The sequence below is a fragment of the Oceaniglobus trochenteri genome, assembly GCF_020529025.1.
Lineage (GTDB): Bacteria > Pseudomonadota > Alphaproteobacteria > Rhodobacterales > Rhodobacteraceae > Oceaniglobus > Oceaniglobus trochenteri.
Genome location: NZ_JACNMM010000002.1, coordinates 659094 through 675503 on the forward strand (window position 1 = coordinate 659094; position 16410 = coordinate 675503).

A 16410-nucleotide genomic window follows, 5' to 3' on the forward strand; every position below is an offset into this window, starting at 1 on the left:
TCAACCTTGAGAATTGCGCGTCGGCGGACCATATACCAACCGAACGCATACCGGAGGGCGCCATGCAGACCCGCAACAAGATATTCGACGACATCTCGCAACTGATGACCAATGCCATGGGTGTCGCTCAGGGCGCCCGCACCGAAGCGGAAACCGCCATGAAATCCATGATGGACCGCTGGCTGGCCGACCGTGATTTCGTCACGCGCGAGGAATTCGACGCCGTGCGCGCCATGGCCCAGAAGGCCCGCGAGGAAAACGACGTGCTGAAGGCCCGGCTGGACGCGCTGGAGCGCAAGGACGCCTGACGCGCCTCAGGCGTCCTTGTTCAGTCGTGCCTCAAGCACATCGAAGGGAACGCCGGGTTCGTCCTTGGCGCCCCGGATCACCAGCGACGTCTTGACGCTGGCCACGTTGGCAGCCGAGGTCAGCTGTTCGGTCAGGAACGACTGGAAGGTCGAAAGATCGGGCGCCACGCATTTCAGGATGAAATCGACCTCGCCGTTCAGCATGTGGCATTCGCGCACCAGCGGCCAGTCGCGACAGCGCGCCTCGAAGGCGGAAAGATCGGCCTCGGCCTGGCTTTGCAGGCCCACCATGGCGAAAACCTGCACCTCGAACCCCAGGGCACGGGCATTGACCGTGGCGTGATAGCCGCGGATATACCCCGCCTCTTCCAGGGTGCGCACCCGGCGCAGGCAGGGCGGCGCGGAAATGCCGACCCGGCGGGCCAATTCCACGTTGGTCATCCGACCATCCGCCTGAAGTTCGGACAGAATCATTCGGTCGATCGAATCGAGCTTGTGGGACGCCATGGCTGCCTCTGAGAAAAGTTGCCGAAGCTTACGCCAGATACGCAGCCCGCGCAACAATGTTTCAACCTTGCGCAATATCCGAAAACCACCCGCGCCATCCACCCCGCCCACAGGCACCCCCGCACCAGAGGGGGTTTCACCATCCCGCCCCCGCGACTATATCCGCCTACGGAAACGCCGGAATTGGGGGCCGAAATGGCAGATACGCGACACGTCAAGGTTTTGATCATCGGCTCGGGGCCGGCCGGATACACGGCTGCCGTCTATGCCGCCCGCGCCATGACCTCACCGGTCCTCATCCAGGGGCTGCAACCGGGCGGCCAGCTTACCATCACCACCGACGTTGAAAACTGGCCCGGCGAATCCTCGATCATGGGGCCCGACCTGATGGTGCGCATGGAGCAGCACGCCAAGGACATGGGCGCCGAGATCGTGGCCGATTACGTTTCGTCCGTCGATCTGTCGAAGCGCCCCTTCACCGCTCAGACCGACAGCGGCACCACCTATACCGCCGACGCGCTGATCCTTGCCACGGGGGCCCAGGCGAAATGGCTGGGGCTGCCCTCGGAAGAGAAATTCAAGGGATTCGGCGTCTCGGCCTGCGCCACCTGCGACGGTTTCTTCTATCGCGGCGCCGAGGTTGTGGTTGTGGGCGGCGGCAATACCGCCGTGGAAGAGGCGCTGTTCCTCACCAACTTCGCCAGCAAGGTCACCCTGGTGCACCGCCGTGACGAATTGCGCTGCGAGAAGATCCTGCAACACCGGCTGATGAACAATCCCAAGGTCGAAATCCTGTGGGATCATCAGATCGACGAGGTTTTCGGTGCCGAGAACCCGCTTGGCGTCGAAGGGGTTCGCGCAAAGCACGTCGAAACGGGCGAGATCACCGAGATTCCCTGCAAGGGGTTCTTTGTCGCCATCGGCCATGCGCCGGCGTCGGAACTGGTGAAGGATCAACTTGAAACCCAGTTCGGCGGCTATGTCGTCACCAAACCCGACAGCACCGCGACCTCGATTCCCGGGGTTTTCGCGGCGGGTGACCTGACCGACCATATCTATCGCCAGGCCGTCACCAGTGCCGGCATGGGCTGCATGGCCGCGCTGGAGGCCGAGCGGTTCCTGGCCGAACATGGCCAGCAGGAGGGCGTCGACACCACCGAACCACTGGGCCACGGCGCGCCGCTGGTCGCAGGCCACTGATCAAACCTCGCACGGGGCGCATGGCGGCTTTCCGCCTGCGCCCCGGCTTGCCCCCGGCTTTCCCAAAACGTTGCTTGCGAACGACTTTCGGCCCAAGCGCCATCTATCGGGGCCATCACTCCATAGAACGCAAAAAGTTTGTTCTTGCCTGAACATACATTTGTTGTATTTGTTCATGCATGAACGAAATGGGATGACCCATGGCCGCCTCCCCTTCCCGACTTGCCTCTGACCAGGAGGACCAGATGTTCCGCCTGCTGCGGCAGCTGGATCGCGCGCCCGAGGCATCCCAGCGCGTCATGGCGCAGGCCATCGGCGTATCGCTGGGGCGGTTCAACGCACTTCTGCGCTCGGCCGTCGAACAGGGTTTCGCCACCATATCCGACCGTGACGGGCCCGACAAAAGGGCCCGTTACGCCTATTCCATTACCTCCCGTGGGGCGGCCGAGAAAAACCGCCTCACCGATCAGTTTCTGGCCCGGAAGTTCGCCGAATACGACGCGCTTCATGCGGAGCTGACCGGTTCTTCCTCGGGCCTCATGCCATTCAACCACAGGACCAAATTGATGCAGAACAACCTGGCACCCATCCCCGAACTCTATGTCTCCTACGACAGCGCCCAGAAGTTGAAGGTCGAAGCCACCGATCTCCCCTCGTGGGATCTGACGCCGCGCCAGATCTGCGACCTGGAGCTGCTGATGAACGGCGGCTTCAACCCCCTCAAGGGGTTCCTGACCGAGGCCGACTATAACGGCGTCGTCGAGAACATGCGCCTGGCCGACGGTTCGCTCTGGCCCATGCCCATCAACCTGGACGTTTCGGAAAAATACGCCGACACGATCGAAGTCGGCCAGGACATCGCCCTGCGCGACCAGGAAGGCGTGATCCTTGCCACCATGACCGTGACCGACAAGTGGGTGCCGAACAAATCGGTCGAGGCCGAAAAGGTCTTCGGCGCCGATGATGTGGCCCACCCTGCCGTCAACTACCTGCACAACCAGGCCGGCAAGGTCTATCTGGGCGGCCCCGTCACCGGCATCCAGCCGCCGGTGCATTACGATTTCCGCGCCCGCCGCGACACCCCGAACGAACTGCGCGCCTATTTCCGCAAGATGGGCTGGCGCCGCATCGTGGCCTTCCAGACCCGCAACCCCCTGCACCGCGCCCACCAGGAGCTGACCTTCCGCGCCGCGAAGGAAGCCCAGGCCAACCTGCTGATCCACCCGGTCGTCGGCCTGACCAAGCCGGGCGATGTCGATCACTTCACCCGCGTCCGCTGCTACGAGGCGGTTCTCGACAAGTATCCCAGCGCCACCACCACCATGAGCCTGCTGAACCTGGCCATGCGCATGGCCGGCCCCCGCGAGGCGGTCTGGCACGGGCTGATCCGCAAGAACCACGGCTGCACCCACCAGATCGTCGGCCGCGACCATGCTGGCCCGGGCAAGAACAGCCAGGGCGAAGATTTCTATGGCCCCTATGACGCCCAGGAACTGTTCCGCCAGCACCAGGAGGAAATGGGCATCGAGATGGTCGACTTCAAACACATGGTCTATGTGCAGGAGCGCGCCCAGTACGAACCCAACGACGAGATCGAGGACAAGGACAACGTCACGATCCTGAACATCTCGGGCACCGAACTGCGCCGCCGCCTGGCCGAGGGCCTGGAAATCCCCGAGTGGTTCTCGTTCCCCGAGGTGGTCAAGGAACTGCGCCGCACCAAGCCGCCGCGCAGCCAGCAGGGCTTTACCGTGTTCTTCACCGGTTTCTCGGGGTCGGGCAAATCGACCATCGCCAACGCCCTGATGATCAAGCTGATGGAAATGGGCGGCCGCCCCGTCACCCTTCTGGACGGCGACATCGTGCGCAAGAACCTCAGCTCGGAACTCGGCTTCTCGAAAGAGCACCGTGACCTGAACATCCGCCGCATCGGCTATGTCGCGTCGGAAATCACCAAGAACGGCGGCATCGCCATCTGTGCGCCCATCGCGCCCTATGCCACAACCCGCCGCGCCGTGCGCGAAGATGTCGAGACCTTCGGCGCCTTCGTCGAGGTGCACGTCGCCACCTCGATCGAGGATTGCGAAAAGCGTGATCGCAAGGGGCTCTACAAGCTGGCCCGCGAAGGCAAGATCAAGGAGTTCACCGGTATCTCCGACCCCTACGACGTGCCCGAAAACCCCGAGGTGCGGATCGAAACCACCGGTATCGACGTCGACCATTGCGCCCACCAGGTTCTGCTGAAGCTGGAAGGCATGGGCCTGATCGGCATGTCGAACTGATCGGCTGATCCTCACCGAACGATAAAAAGACGCCCCGGTTCATCCCCGGGGCGTCTGTTTCTTCTTTGTGACAAATACTCTCGCCGAAGGCGTCCCCGCTCAGCCCCGGGTTCAGCCGTCCGACAGCAAGCCCCGCCCCTTCAACAGGGGTTCGACCCCCGGCATCTTGCCCCGGAACGCCGTGTAAAGCTCGGCCGCATCGCGGGTGCCGCCCGCCGACAGGATTTGCTTTTCCAGCGCCGCGGCCATCTTGGCATCGAAGGGGCCGCCGGCCTCCTTGAAGGCTTCGAAGGCGTCGGCATCCATCACTTCCGACCACATGTAGCTGTAGTAACCCGACGAATAGCCGTCTCCTGCGAAGACATGGGCGAAATGCGGCGTGGCGTGGCGCATGCGGATGGCGCGGGGCATCTGGATGCTGTCCAGCACCTCTTCTTGAAGGGCCATCGGGTCTTCCGGCGCATCCTCGGTATCGTGGAACGCGAGGTCGACAAGCGCCGACGCCAGGTATTCCACCGTCGAGAACCCCATGTCATAGGTTGAAGCCGCAAGCAGCCGGTCCAGCAGCTCTTTCGGCATCGGTTCGCCGGTTTCGGCATGGGTGGCGAATTCACCCAGAACCTCGGGCACCTCCAGCCAGTGTTCGTAAAGCTGGCTGGGCAGCTCCACGAAATCCCGCGCGACCGAGGTGCCCGAGACCGATTCATAGGTCACATCCGACAGCATCTGGTGCAGGGCATGGCCGAATTCGTGAAACAGCGTGCGCGCGTCGTCATAGGACAGCAGCGCCGGTTCGCCCGCGTCCGGCTTGGCGAAGTTGCACACGTTGATGACATGGGGCCGGATGTCGCCCGCCAGTTTCTGCTGGCTGCGCATCGCCGAACACCAGGCGCCCGACCGCTTCGATCCGCGCGCGAAGTAATCGCCGATGAAGACGGCCAGATGCTTGCCCTCGCGCGTCACGTCCCAGGCCCGCACGTCGGGGTGGTACATGGGTTCTTCGATGCGCTTGAATTCCAGCCCGAACAGGCGGTTGGCGCAGGAAAACGCCGCCTCGATCATCCGGTCCAGTTGCAGATAGGGTTTCAGCTCGGACTCGTCCAGGTCGTGTTCCGCGGCGCGGCGCTTTTCCGAGTAATAGCGCCAGTCCCAGGGCTCCAGGTCGCCGTTTGCGCCATCGCCGTGCATCATCGCGGTCAAACGCGTGGCATCGGCCTCGGCGGCGGCGCGGGCCGGGTCCCAGACCCGCATCAGCAGGTCGCGCACCGCCTCGGGTGTGCCGGCCATCTCGGTTTCCAGCTTGTACTCGGCAAAGCTGTCATAGCCCAGAAGGCCCGCCCTCTCGGCCCGCAGGGCCAGGATTTCGGCGGCGATGTCGCGGTTGTCGGTTTCGCCGCCATTGGCGCCACGCGCGGTCCAGGCCTCGTAGGCCTCCTGGCGCAGGTCGCGCCGGGGCGAGAATTGCAGGAAGGGCACGATCAGCGACCGCGACAGCGTGATCACCGGACGGTCTACGCCCTTCTCACGCCCCGCCGCACGGGCACTGGCCACCAGGAATTTCGGCAACCCTTCAAGATCGCCCTCGTCCAGTTCCATGAACCACGATCGTTCATCGGCCAGAAGGTTCTGGGTAAACTCGGTGCCCAGCACGGCAAGGCGCTGTTTCACCACCCCCAGCCGGTCGCGCGCCAACCCTTCCAACTGCGCGCCCTGGCGCACGAAACCGCGCCGCGTCAGCATCAGGACACGCTGCTGTTCCTCGGTCAGGTCCAGCTTTTCCCGTTGCAGCCAAAGCGATTCGATCCGCGCGAAGAGTTCGACATTCATGCTGATTTCCGAACTGTAGGCCGCCAGCATGGGCGAGAATTCGCGCTGCAATGCCTCGCGTGCGGGGTTCGAATCGCTTCCCGCCAGGGTGTAGAAAACCCCCAGAACCTGCCCCAGCTTGCGGTCCGCCAGTTCCAGCGCCTCGATCGTGTTCTCGAAGGTCGGCTCGTCGGGGTTGGCCGTGATCTTCGCGATATTCTCGCGCGCCTCGTCCAGCGCCGCCGCACAGGCGGGGCCGAAGTCTTCGTCCTTGATGTCGGCAAACGGCGGCAGGCCGAAAGGTGTCTGCCAGTCGTCAAGTAGGGGGTTCGTCATCATGCCGCTCCGGTTTGGGTTTCCCGTATACCTAGGGCCCTGCGCCGTCCTGTGCCACCCCCCCTTGCTAGCGCGGCGCCTGTCGCAACCGCGCCTCAAGCCGGCGCAGCAGCAGCGACAGCGTGACCGTCATGATGAGATAAAGCAGCGCCACGACGTTGTAGGTTTCGAAATAGCGAAAGTTGCCCGCCGCCGTCACCTTGCCCAACTGGGTGATGTCCAGCACGCCCAGAACCGAAACCAGGCTGGAATCCTTGATCATGGCGATGAAATCATTACCCAGCGGCGGCAGGATGGTGCGGATCGCCTGGGGAAAGACGATGTGGCGAAACCGCTGCCAGCGGTTCAGCCCCAGGGCATTCGCCGCCTCGATCTGGCCAATCTCGACCGAAAGAAGCCCGGCCCGGAAGACCTCGGCGATGAAGGCGGAATAGCCGATGACCAGCGCCAGGATCGCCCGCCAGATCAGCGGGAAATCCCTTGTGCGCATCGGTTCGAACCCGGCCCAGCCGGTGGCCCAGTTCCAGGCCGCCACCAACGCGGGCGCCAGGACGAAGGCGACGTAAAGCAGCAGCACCAGAATGGGGATGCCGCGCACGATCTCGACGTAGAAGCGGGCGATCTGGCGGATCACGATGCTGCGCGACAGCCCCGCCAGCGCCACCAGCAACCCCAGCGCCGAGGCCATGGCAAAGCCCACGGTGGTGACGAAAAGCGTGATCCACACCCCGCGCAGAAGGGTGTCGAGGATCTGCGAATACAGATCGTCGGCAACGACCTGCCACATCAGCCAGGCCGCAATGGTGGCCGCGATCAGCAGCCACCAGGGAAAATCGCGCGAAGGAGGAGGTGTCACGAAGGCAGGCTCAGCCGCCGATCTTGAAGTCGAGGAACCACTTCTTGTTCAGCGCCTCAAGCGTGCCATCCTCGCGCATGTCGGCGATCGCGGCATTGATGGGCGCGACAAGCTCTGATCCCTTCGGGAAGATGAATCCGAAATCCTCGGCGCCCAGGGGTTCGCCCACGATCTTCAGCTTGCCCTCCGAGGCCTGCACATACCCGTTGGCGGCGGTGCTGTCGGACAGCGCAAGGTCGATGTCGCCGGTGCGCAGGGCCTGGATGGCCGCACCGAAGGTTTCGAACAGGCGCATCCGGGGGTTCTGTTCGTCACCGTCCAGCACCTCGTAGATGCCGACGTAGAAGGGAGTCGTGCCCGGCTGTGCACCGATCAGAAGGTCGGGGTCGGCGGCGAACTCGGCCGCGTTGGAAAACCGGTCCTCGTTCCCGGCGACGATCATCATCATCTCGCTGCGCAGGTAGGGGTCGGAAAAATCCACCACTTCGGCGCGGTCGTCGCGGATGGTGATGCCGGTCATGCCCATGTCGTACTGGCCCTGCGACACGGCGGGAATCATCGCATCCCAGCTGGTGTTCTCGTATTCGACGGTGATGTTGATGCGCTTGGCGATCTCGGCCATGGCATCATATTCCCAGCCCCGCGCCTCGCCCGTGGCCGGATCGACGAATTGCAGCGGCGGATAGGCGTTTTCGGTCACGACAACCACCTCGCGCCCGTCCAGGTCGGGCAGATGGGCGTCGGCATGGGCCAGCGTGGCGGTCAGCGTCGCGGCAACGGCAAGGGAAACGAGGGATCTCATGGGGGGCATCTCCTGTTGGTTCGCGCGCAGACTATGGGCGCGGGCGGGGCGGCTCAAGCCCCCTTGCCGCCGCCGCAGTCGGGGCAATCGGCGCGCGGCTTCAGGGCGATGGTGCGGCTTTCCCCGAACAGCGCATCCCAGATCACCATCCGCCCGCGCAGCCCCTGCCCGGCGCCGGTGATCTCCTTCACCGCCTCGGCGGCCATCATCGTGCCGATGATCCCCGGCAGCGGGCCAAGAACGCCGGCCTCGGCACAGCTGGGCGCCAGGTGCGGGGCGGGCGGGGCGGGAAAGATGCAGCGGTAACAGGGCGCGCCGCCCGCCGGATGAAAGGTCGACACCTGCCCCTCCCACTGCGCCAGCGCCCCCGAGATCATCGGCAGGCTCAGTTCCACCGCGACCCGGTTGGCCAGATAGCGGGTGTCGAAATTGTCGGTCCCGTCGATGATCAGGTCGTAGTCGGTGAAAAGGTCGTGCGCGATCGCCCCGTCCAGCCGCCGGTGATAGGGGCGCACCGTCACATGGGGGTTCAGCGCCTTGATCGCCGCCTCGGCGGAAAACACCTTGGGCATGCCGATCCGCGCATCGGCATGGATGATCTGGCGTTGCAGGTTCGTCTCCTCGACCACGTCATCGTCGATCACCCCGATGGTGCCGACGCCCGCCGCCGCAAGGTACAACATCACCGGCGCGCCCAGCCCCCCGGCGCCGATCACCAGCACCCGCGCGTTCTTCAACGCCCGCTGGCCCGGTCCGCCGATCTCGCGCAGCATGATGTGGCGGGCGTACCGGTCCAGCTCGCCCGCGCGGAAGGCCCCTTCGGCGGCGGAATCCGGGGGCGGCCGGTTCTCGGGGCGCACGCGCCGACGCAACCGCCCCAGCCCCCGCGCGTAAAGCCAGACCAGCGCAACCAGCCCCCCCAGCACCAGCCATTCACCGGCCGATCCGCCCGTCGCCTCGCGCAGCGGATGGCCCGCAGGCAGCACAAGGTGCAGCGATACGACCGCGACGAACAGCAGCCCCACCATGGCCTGCCGCCCGGCAACCGGCACCTTCATCAGGTGGCCAAGGCCCCACAACGCGGCCGCCAGAACAAGAACCAGCGCCACCTAGGCCCGCCCGGTCGATCCGAAACCGCCCGCACCCCGGGGGGTGGCATCCATCGCGGTGACCGGCATGAACCGCGCCTGAACCACTGGGGCGACGATCATCTGCGCGATCCGCTCGCCATGAAGGATGGTATAGGGCTGATCGGAAAGGTTGATCAGCAACACCCCAAGCGGGCCGCGATAGTCGCTGTCGATGGTGCCGGGGGTGTTGGGCAGGCTGATGCCATGCTTCAGCGCCAGGCCCGACCGGGGCCGGATCTGCACCTCGAACCCGGCGGGAATCGCGATCTTCAGGCCGGTCGGCACGATCCGCCGCTCCATCGGGCGCAGGAGGAATCCGCCCTCCCGCTCGGCCTCGGGCAGGTTGGCCCGCACGTCCGCCCCTGCCGCGCCCTGCGTCGCATAGGCCGGCAGGTCCACCGCCGGGTCGGCCCAGTCTTCGCGCATCACCGCCACGACCGGGTTGCTGTCACCGTCATCCGTCATCTTTGGTCCTTCAAATATCCCCGCCGGAGGCTCCCCCGGCTTCGGTCAGCGCCGCCGCCAGACGTTGCGCGATGCGCTCTGCCACGGCCTCCTTGGCCATGCGCGGCCAGGTCTCGGCGCCCGCCTCGCTGATCAGCGTCACGGCATTCTCGGTGCCGCCCATGATCCCGCTCGCGGGCGAAACGTCATTGGCCACGATCCAGTCGCACTGCTTGCGCGCGCGTTTTGCCGTGGCATGGGCGATCACATCTTCGGTTTCGGCAGCAAACCCCACCACGAGGCCCGGGCGGCCCTTGGCCATCTGCGCCACCTCGGCCAGGATGTCGGGGTTTTCCCCGAAGGTCAGTTCAGGCAGCCCGCCCTTGGTCTTCTTGATCTTCTGCTGCGACGCGCCCAGCACATGCCAGTCGGCCACGGCGGCGGCAAAGACGGCGGCGTCGGCGGGCAGCGCGGCGATCACCGCCTCGCGCATCTGGCGGGCGGTTTCCACCGCCACCACATCGGCGCCCGGGGGCGGCGGCACCTGGGCCGGCCCGGTCACGAATGTCACCCTTGCGCCCAGGTTCAGCAGGGCGCGCGCCAGTGCCGTGCCCTGCGCCCCGGACGAGCGGTTGGCGATATAGCGCACCGGATCAATCGGTTCATGCGTCGGACCGGACGTGACCAGCACATGCCGGCCCTTCAGCGGGCCGTCGCCAAGGGCGCTGTCGATGGCGGCGACAATCTCCAACGGCTCGGCCATGCGGCCGGGGCCGTATTCGCCGCAGGCCATGTCACCCTCGTTCGGGCCGCAGACCAGGATGCCGTCACCGCGCAGGGTGGCCAGGTTGCGCTGCGTCGCCGCGTGGTCCCACATCCGCACGTTCATCGAGGGCGCGATCAGTACTCGCTTGTCCGTCGCCATCAGGACGGTCGAGGCCAGGTCATCAGCATGCCCCCCGGCCATCTTCGCCATCAGGTCGGCGGTTGCCGGGGCCACCACCACCAGGTCGGCGGCGCGGGACAGTTCGATATGGCCCATCTCGGCCTCGGCGGTCAGATCGAAAAGATCGGTGAACACCTTCACCCCCGCCAGCGCCGACACCGACAGCGGCGTGACGAATTCATGGGCCGCGCGGGTCATCACCGGCGTGACGCGCGCGCCCCTTTCGCGCAACCGGCGGATCAGGTCCAGCGCCTTGAAGGCGGCGATCCCGCCGCCGACGATCAAGAGGATATGTTTGCCCTGCACCATCTGCCGCCCCGTCTGTTTCGGTCCGACTCTAGGCCCTTGAACCGCAACAGGCAATCGCACCGGCGGCGCCTAGCGGAACGCGGCGCAGGGATCGCCCCGGCCTTCCGGGCCGGGCGCCAGGGTCAGGGCATCATGGGGCTGCGCATGGGTCGGCACGGTTTCAAGCTGGCCGATGGACAGCACCTTCAGAGTGGGCATCGCGTGGTCCAGCGCCACGGGCATTCCCCAATCGGTGCGGGCGTGGCCGTTGCCGGTGATCACCGCCACGGGCGTGCCGACGCTGACCACGGCGGCCACCACGGCACGGGCCAGCGCGGCATCGCGCAGGCGCTGCGCCTCGACCATGCCGGACAGCATGTCGTCGGGCAAGGCGCCGCAATGGGCCTCGGCCTGAAGGGATTGCCGGGTCTCGGCCTCAAGCCGCGGCAGTGGCATGTTCAGCCCAAAGACCGAGGCGGAATCGCCCATGGCTGCGGCGGCACCATCCCGCACCGCGGCGCGCACCGCCGCGCGTTCGACGCCGCCGCCGATGATCGCCGCGTCACCGACCGCCGCGAAAACCGGGGCATAGATGGCAAAGTCGGGCCAGCCGCTTTCGCCCCACATCAAGGAGGTTTCCAGGGTGTCGGGATCGCTTTGCATGGCCAGATCGGCACGTTCCGGCGTCAGCATCTCGAAGACCACGGCCTTCGGTGCCAGCCGGTTCAGCCATTCGGCCTGATTGCGATGATGGGCCGGGTTGTCGTGAACCTCGCCCATGATGACCACATCGTATCCGGCCAGATCAACGCGATCGGGGGCCAGTGTCACGGGCCAGCCCCCTGCCGCGCAGAGGGCGAGCGCCAGAAGGGCGACTGCCCTCATGCCAGAAGTTGCAGAACTTCGCTCGACTGTCCCTCAAGGCTCTTGCGCATCTTGGTGAAGGCCGCCGCCTCAAGCTGGCGCACCCGTTCCTTGCTGAGCCCCAGTTCGTTGCCCAGGGATTCGAGCGTGCGGCCATCGTCGCGCAGCTTGCGTTCGCGCACGATGAACTGTTCGCGGTCGTTCAACTGCGCCATGGCCGACAGAAGCCATTCGCGCAGCGTGTCGAGATCCTTGTTGCGGGCGACCTTCTGATCGGCCTGTTCGGCGTCGTCCTCCAGCGCGTCGATCCATTCGCGCCCCTCGTCCTCGGCGCTCTGGGTGGCGTTCAGGGAAAAATCGCTGCCCGACAGGCGGCCCTCCATCATCTCGACATCGTGCAGGGGAACGCCCACCTCGGTGCTAATCATCTGGCGCACCTGGTGCATGTCCAGCGTCTCGCCCCGCGCGGCGGCCTCGCGCTCCAGCCGGGCCTGCACGCGGCGCATGTTGAAGAACAGCGATTTCTGGCTGCTGGTCGATCCGGTACGCACCATCGACCAGTTGCGCATGACGTAATCCTGGATGCTGGCCTTGATCCACCAGACGGCATAGGTCGAAAAACGCACGCCGCGGTCGGGGTCGAACTTGTCGGCCGCCTTCATCAGGCCCAGCGACGCCTCCTGGATCAGGTCGTTCATCGGGGCGCCGTAACGGCGAAACTTGCTGGCCATGGAAATCGCCAGCCGCATGTAGGCGGTGATCAGGCGGTGCAGCGCCTGTTCGTCGCGCTGATCGCGCCAGGCATAGGCAAGGCGCAGTTCGGTCTCGGCATCCAGAAGTTCGGCCTTCATGGCCCGGCGCGGCAAGGTCTGATCGTTGAACCCGTCAAGTGCCATTGCAACATCCCCCTGTTGCGGCCCGGCGTACCGGGCGTTAGTGAACTTTTCATAACGTTGTACAGATCAGGAACGCCGCCGGATCAAAGAAAGTTGCCGCGAATGTTGCCAAATCTTTCTCTCGTGCTAGGCGGCGCCAGTTCCGGCAAGTCGGACCTGGCCGAACGGCTGGTCGCGCTGGTGCCCCTGCGGCGGGTCTATATCGCCACGGCACAGACCTACGACGACGAGATGCGCGCCAAGATCGCCGCCCACCAAGCGGCCCGGGGGCCGGGCTGGCACACCATCGAGGCGCCGCTGGATCTGGCCGCGCCGCTGGCCGGCCTGGGCGAGGGTGACATCGTGCTGATCGATTGCGCCACCCTGTGGCTGTCCAACCACCTGATCGCGGGCAGCGACCCCGAGACCATCACCACCGCCCTGCAGAACGCGCTGGCGCAGGCCCCCTGCCCCGTGGTGGTGGTCAGCAACGAAGTGGGACAGGGCATCGTGCCGGAAAACGCGCTGGCCCGCCGATTTCGCAATGCCCAGGGGCGGCTGAACCGGAACCTGGCCGCGCAGGCCGACCTTGTGGTCGCCGTCATGGCCGGCCTGCCCCTTGCGCTGAAAGGCGATTTGCCCGAGGGCCTGGCATGAGCACGACCTGGTACTGGGTGCGCCACGGGCCGACCCATGAAAAGGCCATGACCGGCCACCGCGACGTGCCGGCCGATCTGTCGGACACCCAGGCGCTGGCGCGGCTTGACGCCTGGCTGCCCCGCGACGCCCTGATCCTGTCGTCGGACCTGTCGCGCGCCCGCGCCACCGCCGACGCCATCGCAGGCACGCGCCACCGCCTGCCCGATGCCCCCGCCCTGCGCGAGTTCGATTTCGGCACCTGGGACGGGATGACCTTCGATGCCGTCGCCGCCCGCGACCCCGAATTGTCGCGCGCCTATTGGGAACGGCCCGGCGACGTGGCCCCGCCCGGGGGCGAAAGCTGGAACATGGCCGCTGCCCGCGTCGCCGGTGTGGTCGACGCCATGAACGCCGCCCACCCGGGACGCGCGATCATTGCCGTGGCCCATATCGGCGTGATCCTGACCCAGATCGCCCGCGCCACCGGCCAGACGCCCGCCCGCGCCCTGGGCCACCGGATCGACAACCTGTCGGTCACGCGCATAACCTACGCCGCCCCCGGTACCGCCGGACCGATCAATCACCTTCCGTGACGAGACCGATCAGCAACATTCGTTAGGCCCCGCCCCGCACTGCGCCTAGGCTGCAAACCGCAACTGACGAGGCCTTGTCATGACACTCCTCCTTCTGGGCGATCGCGCCTATTCCAGCTGGTCCCTGCGCGGCTGGCTTCTGTTCCACCGCTGGAACCTTCCCGTCACCGTTCAGAACGTGCCCTTCGAACATCGGGACGTGGCGGCACAGCTGGCCGCATATGCCCCTGCACGCACCGTCCCGACGGCGGTGTTCGAAGATGGCGCGGTGGTATCGGAAAGCCTTGCCATCGCCGAGGAACTGGCCAGCCGTCATCCCGAAGCCGGCATCTGGCCCCAGGCCCCCAAGGCCCGCGCCACCGCCCGCACGCTGGCCGCCGAGATGCACGCCGGTTTCACCGCCCTGCGCAGCGCCTGCCCGATGAACCTGCGGTGCGCCTATACCACGTTCACGCCCGACGACGCCGTGCTGGCCGATCTGGCACGGCTGGAACAGATCTGGTCGCACGCGCGCAAGACCAGTGGCGCCAGCGGCCCCTGGCTTTGCGGAGATTACAGCGCGGCCGATGCCTTCTTTGCGCCCGTCGCCGCGCGGATCGCCGGTTACGGCCTCCCGGTCGGAGAAGAGGCCGGGGCCTATGTCACCGCCCATCTGCGCGATCCGGCCTTCCGGCAATGGCGCGCCATGGCACTTGTGCGGGGGGCGGATTTGCCCTGGTATGCCCGCGACCACGATCAGGGCCGCTGGCCGGGGCCAGAGCCATTGGTGGCAACGTCCCGTGACCATGGCCCGGCAGTGAACGATACCTGCCCCTATTCAGGCAAGCCCGTCAGCCATTTCCTGACCATGGAGGGCGAAACCTATGGCTTCTGCAACGCCTTCTGCCGCGACAAGACAGCCGTCGACCCTGCCGCATGGCCCGCCTTCATGGCGCTGACCCCGCGCCAGGTGGCCGGGTTGCGTTAACCTTTCCTAAACCAGGAGCGGCTAACCGTTAACCATCGGCAGGGGGAAGACGCCATGGTGACGCGCGCCTACACGGTGGCCTTTGAAGGGATCGAGGCGCGTCTGGTCGAGGTGCAATGCGCCGTCGCCCCCGGCCTGCCCGCCTTCAGCATCGTCGGCCTGCCCGACAAGGCGGTCAGCGAAGCGCGCGAAAGGGTGCGCGCCTCGCTTGCCGCGCTGTCCATCGCCCTGCCCAGCCGGCGCATCACCATCAACCTGTCCCCCGCCGACCTGCCCAAGGAGGGGTCGCATTTCGACCTGCCCATCGCCCTCGCGCTTCTGGCAGCGCTCGACATCCTGCCCAAGGACACGGTCGAATCGACCCTGGCCCTGGGAGAGCTTTCGCTGGACGGCACGCTGGTGCCGGTGATCGGCGCATTGCCCGCCGCAATGACCGCCGCGGAAGAGGAAAAGACACTGCTTTGCCCCCGCGCCTGCGGGGCCGAGGCGGCCTGGGTCGCGGCGGCGACGGTGATCGCCCCCGCCAGCCTGACCGCGGCGATCCGCCACTATACCGGCCAGGCCCTGCTTGACCCCGCCGTGGCCGGCCAGGTCAGTACGGCGGAAACCCGGCGCGACCTGTCCGAGGTGAAAGGCCAGGAGCGGGCCAAGCGGGCGCTGGAGATCGCCGCCGCCGGGCGCCACCACCTTCTGTTGATCGGCGCGCCGGGGTCGGGCAAATCCATGCTGGCGCAGCGCCTGCCGGGCATCCTGCCGCCACTCTCCCCGCGCGAGGCGCTGGACACCTCGATGATCCACTCGCTGGCCGGGTTGCTGAACGAAGGGGGCATCTCGCGCACCCGGCCGTTCATGGAGCCCCACCACACCGCGTCGCGCGCCGCCATTGTCGGCGGGGGCAAGGGGGCGAAACCGGGGCAGATTTCGCTGGCCCACAACGGCGTGCTGTTCATGGACGAATTCCCCGAATACGAACGCGCCGTGCTGGAAACCCTGCGCCAGCCCATCGAAACCGGCGAGGTGGTGGTGGCCCGCGCCAATGCCCATGTGCGCTATCCCTGCCGGTTCCTGCTGATCGCAGCCGCCAATCCCTGCAAATGCGGGCACATGGCCGATCCGGCCCGTGCCTGCGCCCGTGCCCCGGTCTGTGGCGAGGATTACCTGGGCCGCATCTCGGGGCCGCTGATGGACCGTTTCGACCTGCGCGTCGATGTTCCGCCGGTGGCCTTCAGCGACCTTGACCTGCCGGCCACGGGCGAGACATCGCAAACCGTGGCCGCCCGGGTCGCCGCCGCCCGTGACCGCCAGACAGCCCGGTTTCGCGACGATCCGGGCGTGCAGGTGAACGCCGATGCCGAAGGGGGCGTTCTGGAACGGATCGCATCGCCCGACGCGGCCGGGCGCGCGCTGATGCTGCGGGCGGCCGACCGGTTCGGACTGTCGGCGCGCGGCTATCACCGCGTGTTGCGGGTGGCGCGCACCATTGCCGACCTGGCCGAGGCCGAACAGGTCAGCGCGGACCATATCGCCGAGGCGCTGAGTTTCCGGCTGCCCCCGGGAAGCTGAACCG

At 66.4% G+C, this 16410-nt stretch carries 16 protein-coding genes; 7 read left to right on the forward strand and 9 right to left on the reverse strand.

Going from position 1 to position 16410, the window contains the following annotated elements; all coding sequences use genetic code 11:
* The first annotated feature begins 62 nt into the window (after positions 1-62).
* Complete coding sequence (locus tag H7828_RS03510; protein ID WP_226779579.1) at positions 63-308, forward strand: accessory factor UbiK family protein; 246 nt, start codon at positions 63-65, stop codon at positions 306-308.
* 6 nt (positions 309-314) lie between these two features.
* Here the strand turns inward: H7828_RS03510 and H7828_RS03515 are convergent, their stop codons facing one another.
* Positions 315-815, reverse strand: a complete 501-nt coding sequence (locus H7828_RS03515; protein WP_226779581.1) for an Lrp/AsnC family transcriptional regulator — start codon at positions 813-815, stop codon at positions 315-317.
* A gap of 195 nt (positions 816-1010) precedes the next feature.
* Here H7828_RS03515 and trxB point away from each other — a divergent pair, with 195 nt between their 5' ends.
* A complete protein-coding gene (trxB, locus tag H7828_RS03520) occupies positions 1011-2015 on the forward strand; it encodes a thioredoxin-disulfide reductase (RefSeq protein ID WP_226779583.1) in 1005 nt (334 codons plus the stop codon).
* A 245-nt stretch (positions 2016-2260) separates the two neighbouring features.
* The gene (locus H7828_RS03525) at positions 2261-4297 is read left to right on the forward strand and encodes a bifunctional sulfate adenylyltransferase/adenylylsulfate kinase (protein WP_425354926.1); all 2037 of its coding nucleotides are present in this window, start codon (positions 2261-2263) and stop codon (positions 4295-4297) included.
* A 111-nt stretch (positions 4298-4408) separates the two neighbouring features.
* Here the strand turns inward: H7828_RS03525 and H7828_RS03530 are convergent, their stop codons facing one another.
* From H7828_RS03530 to H7828_RS03565, 8 genes are all read right to left on the reverse strand, one after another.
* Entirely contained in the window at positions 4409-6439 is a 2031-nt protein-coding gene (locus H7828_RS03530; RefSeq protein ID WP_226779586.1) for a M3 family metallopeptidase, read from the reverse strand.
* A 67-nt stretch (positions 6440-6506) separates the two neighbouring features.
* Complete coding sequence (locus H7828_RS03535; RefSeq protein ID WP_226779587.1) at positions 6507-7295, reverse strand: amino acid ABC transporter permease; 789 nt, start codon at positions 7293-7295, stop codon at positions 6507-6509.
* 10 nt (positions 7296-7305) lie between these two features.
* Positions 7306-8097, reverse strand: coding sequence for a transporter substrate-binding domain-containing protein (locus tag H7828_RS03540; RefSeq protein ID WP_425354927.1), 792 nt, complete (start codon positions 8095-8097; stop codon positions 7306-7308).
* A gap of 53 nt (positions 8098-8150) precedes the next feature.
* Positions 8151-9206: a HesA/MoeB/ThiF family protein gene (locus H7828_RS03545; protein ID WP_226779591.1), complete on the reverse strand. Its 1056-nt coding sequence runs from the start codon at positions 9204-9206 to the stop codon at positions 8151-8153.
* Positions 9207-9692 (reverse strand): dUTP diphosphatase, encoded by a 486-nt coding sequence (dut, locus tag H7828_RS03550; RefSeq protein ID WP_226779593.1) that lies wholly within the window; start codon positions 9690-9692, stop codon positions 9207-9209.
* 10 nt (positions 9693-9702) lie between these two features.
* Positions 9703-10926, reverse strand: a complete 1224-nt coding sequence (coaBC, locus tag H7828_RS03555; RefSeq protein ID WP_226779594.1) for a bifunctional phosphopantothenoylcysteine decarboxylase/phosphopantothenate--cysteine ligase CoaBC — start codon at positions 10924-10926, stop codon at positions 9703-9705.
* A 69-nt stretch (positions 10927-10995) separates the two neighbouring features.
* Positions 10996-11736, reverse strand: coding sequence for a ChaN family lipoprotein (locus H7828_RS03560; protein ID WP_226779595.1), 741 nt, complete (start codon positions 11734-11736; stop codon positions 10996-10998).
* A gap of 50 nt (positions 11737-11786) precedes the next feature.
* Positions 11787-12665, reverse strand: a complete 879-nt coding sequence (locus H7828_RS03565; protein WP_226779596.1) for an RNA polymerase factor sigma-32 — start codon at positions 12663-12665, stop codon at positions 11787-11789.
* 102 nt (positions 12666-12767) lie between these two features.
* Here H7828_RS03565 and cobU point away from each other — a divergent pair, with 102 nt between their 5' ends.
* The 4 genes from cobU (at position 12768) to H7828_RS03585 (ending at position 16406) form a co-directional block, all read left to right on the forward strand.
* Positions 12768-13301 carry a bifunctional adenosylcobinamide kinase/adenosylcobinamide-phosphate guanylyltransferase gene (cobU, locus tag H7828_RS03570; protein WP_226779597.1) on the forward strand — a complete coding sequence of 178 codons (534 nt, stop codon included), beginning with the start codon at positions 12768-12770 and terminating at the stop codon, positions 13299-13301.
* The gene (locus H7828_RS03575; RefSeq protein WP_226779599.1) at positions 13298-13876 is read left to right on the forward strand and encodes a histidine phosphatase family protein; all 579 of its coding nucleotides are present in this window, start codon (positions 13298-13300) and stop codon (positions 13874-13876) included. The genes cobU and H7828_RS03575 overlap by 4 nt, the downstream gene beginning before the upstream one ends.
* Positions 13877-13955: 79 nt before the next feature.
* Positions 13956-14843, forward strand: a complete 888-nt coding sequence (locus tag H7828_RS03580; protein WP_226779601.1) for a glutathione S-transferase — start codon at positions 13956-13958, stop codon at positions 14841-14843.
* 54 nt (positions 14844-14897) lie between these two features.
* Positions 14898-16406, forward strand: coding sequence for a YifB family Mg chelatase-like AAA ATPase (locus H7828_RS03585; protein WP_226779602.1), 1509 nt, complete (start codon positions 14898-14900; stop codon positions 16404-16406).
* Positions 16407-16410 lie beyond the last annotated feature (4 nt).

Bases quoted from the DNA above. Each gene is read 5' to 3' on its own strand.
- coaBC (WP_226779594.1), bottom strand. From the start codon at position 10,926: ATGGTGCAGGGCAAACATATCCTCTTGATCGTCGGCGGCGGGATCGCC.
- cobU (WP_226779597.1), top strand. From the start codon at position 12,768: ATGTTGCCAAATCTTTCTCTCGTGCTAGGCGGCGCCAGTTCCGGCAAG.
- trxB (WP_226779583.1), top strand. From the start codon at position 1,011: ATGGCAGATACGCGACACGTCAAGGTTTTGATCATCGGCTCGGGGCCG.
- H7828_RS03525 (WP_425354926.1), top strand. From the start codon at position 2,261: ATGTTCCGCCTGCTGCGGCAGCTGGATCGCGCGCCCGAGGCATCCCAG.
- H7828_RS03585 (WP_226779602.1), top strand. From the start codon at position 14,898: ATGGTGACGCGCGCCTACACGGTGGCCTTTGAAGGGATCGAGGCGCGT.
- H7828_RS03575 (WP_226779599.1), top strand. From the start codon at position 13,298: ATGAGCACGACCTGGTACTGGGTGCGCCACGGGCCGACCCATGAAAAG.
- H7828_RS03510 (WP_226779579.1), top strand. From the start codon at position 63: ATGCAGACCCGCAACAAGATATTCGACGACATCTCGCAACTGATGACC.
- H7828_RS03515 (WP_226779581.1), bottom strand. From the start codon at position 815: ATGGCGTCCCACAAGCTCGATTCGATCGACCGAATGATTCTGTCCGAA.
- H7828_RS03580 (WP_226779601.1), top strand. From the start codon at position 13,956: ATGACACTCCTCCTTCTGGGCGATCGCGCCTATTCCAGCTGGTCCCTG.
- H7828_RS03530 (WP_226779586.1), bottom strand. From the start codon at position 6,439: ATGACGAACCCCCTACTTGACGACTGGCAGACACCTTTCGGCCTGCCG.
- dut (WP_226779593.1), bottom strand. From the start codon at position 9,692: ATGACGGATGACGGTGACAGCAACCCGGTCGTGGCGGTGATGCGCGAA.
- H7828_RS03565 (WP_226779596.1), bottom strand. From the start codon at position 12,665: ATGGCACTTGACGGGTTCAACGATCAGACCTTGCCGCGCCGGGCCATG.
- H7828_RS03540 (WP_425354927.1), bottom strand. From the start codon at position 8,097: ATGAGATCCCTCGTTTCCCTTGCCGTTGCCGCGACGCTGACCGCCACG.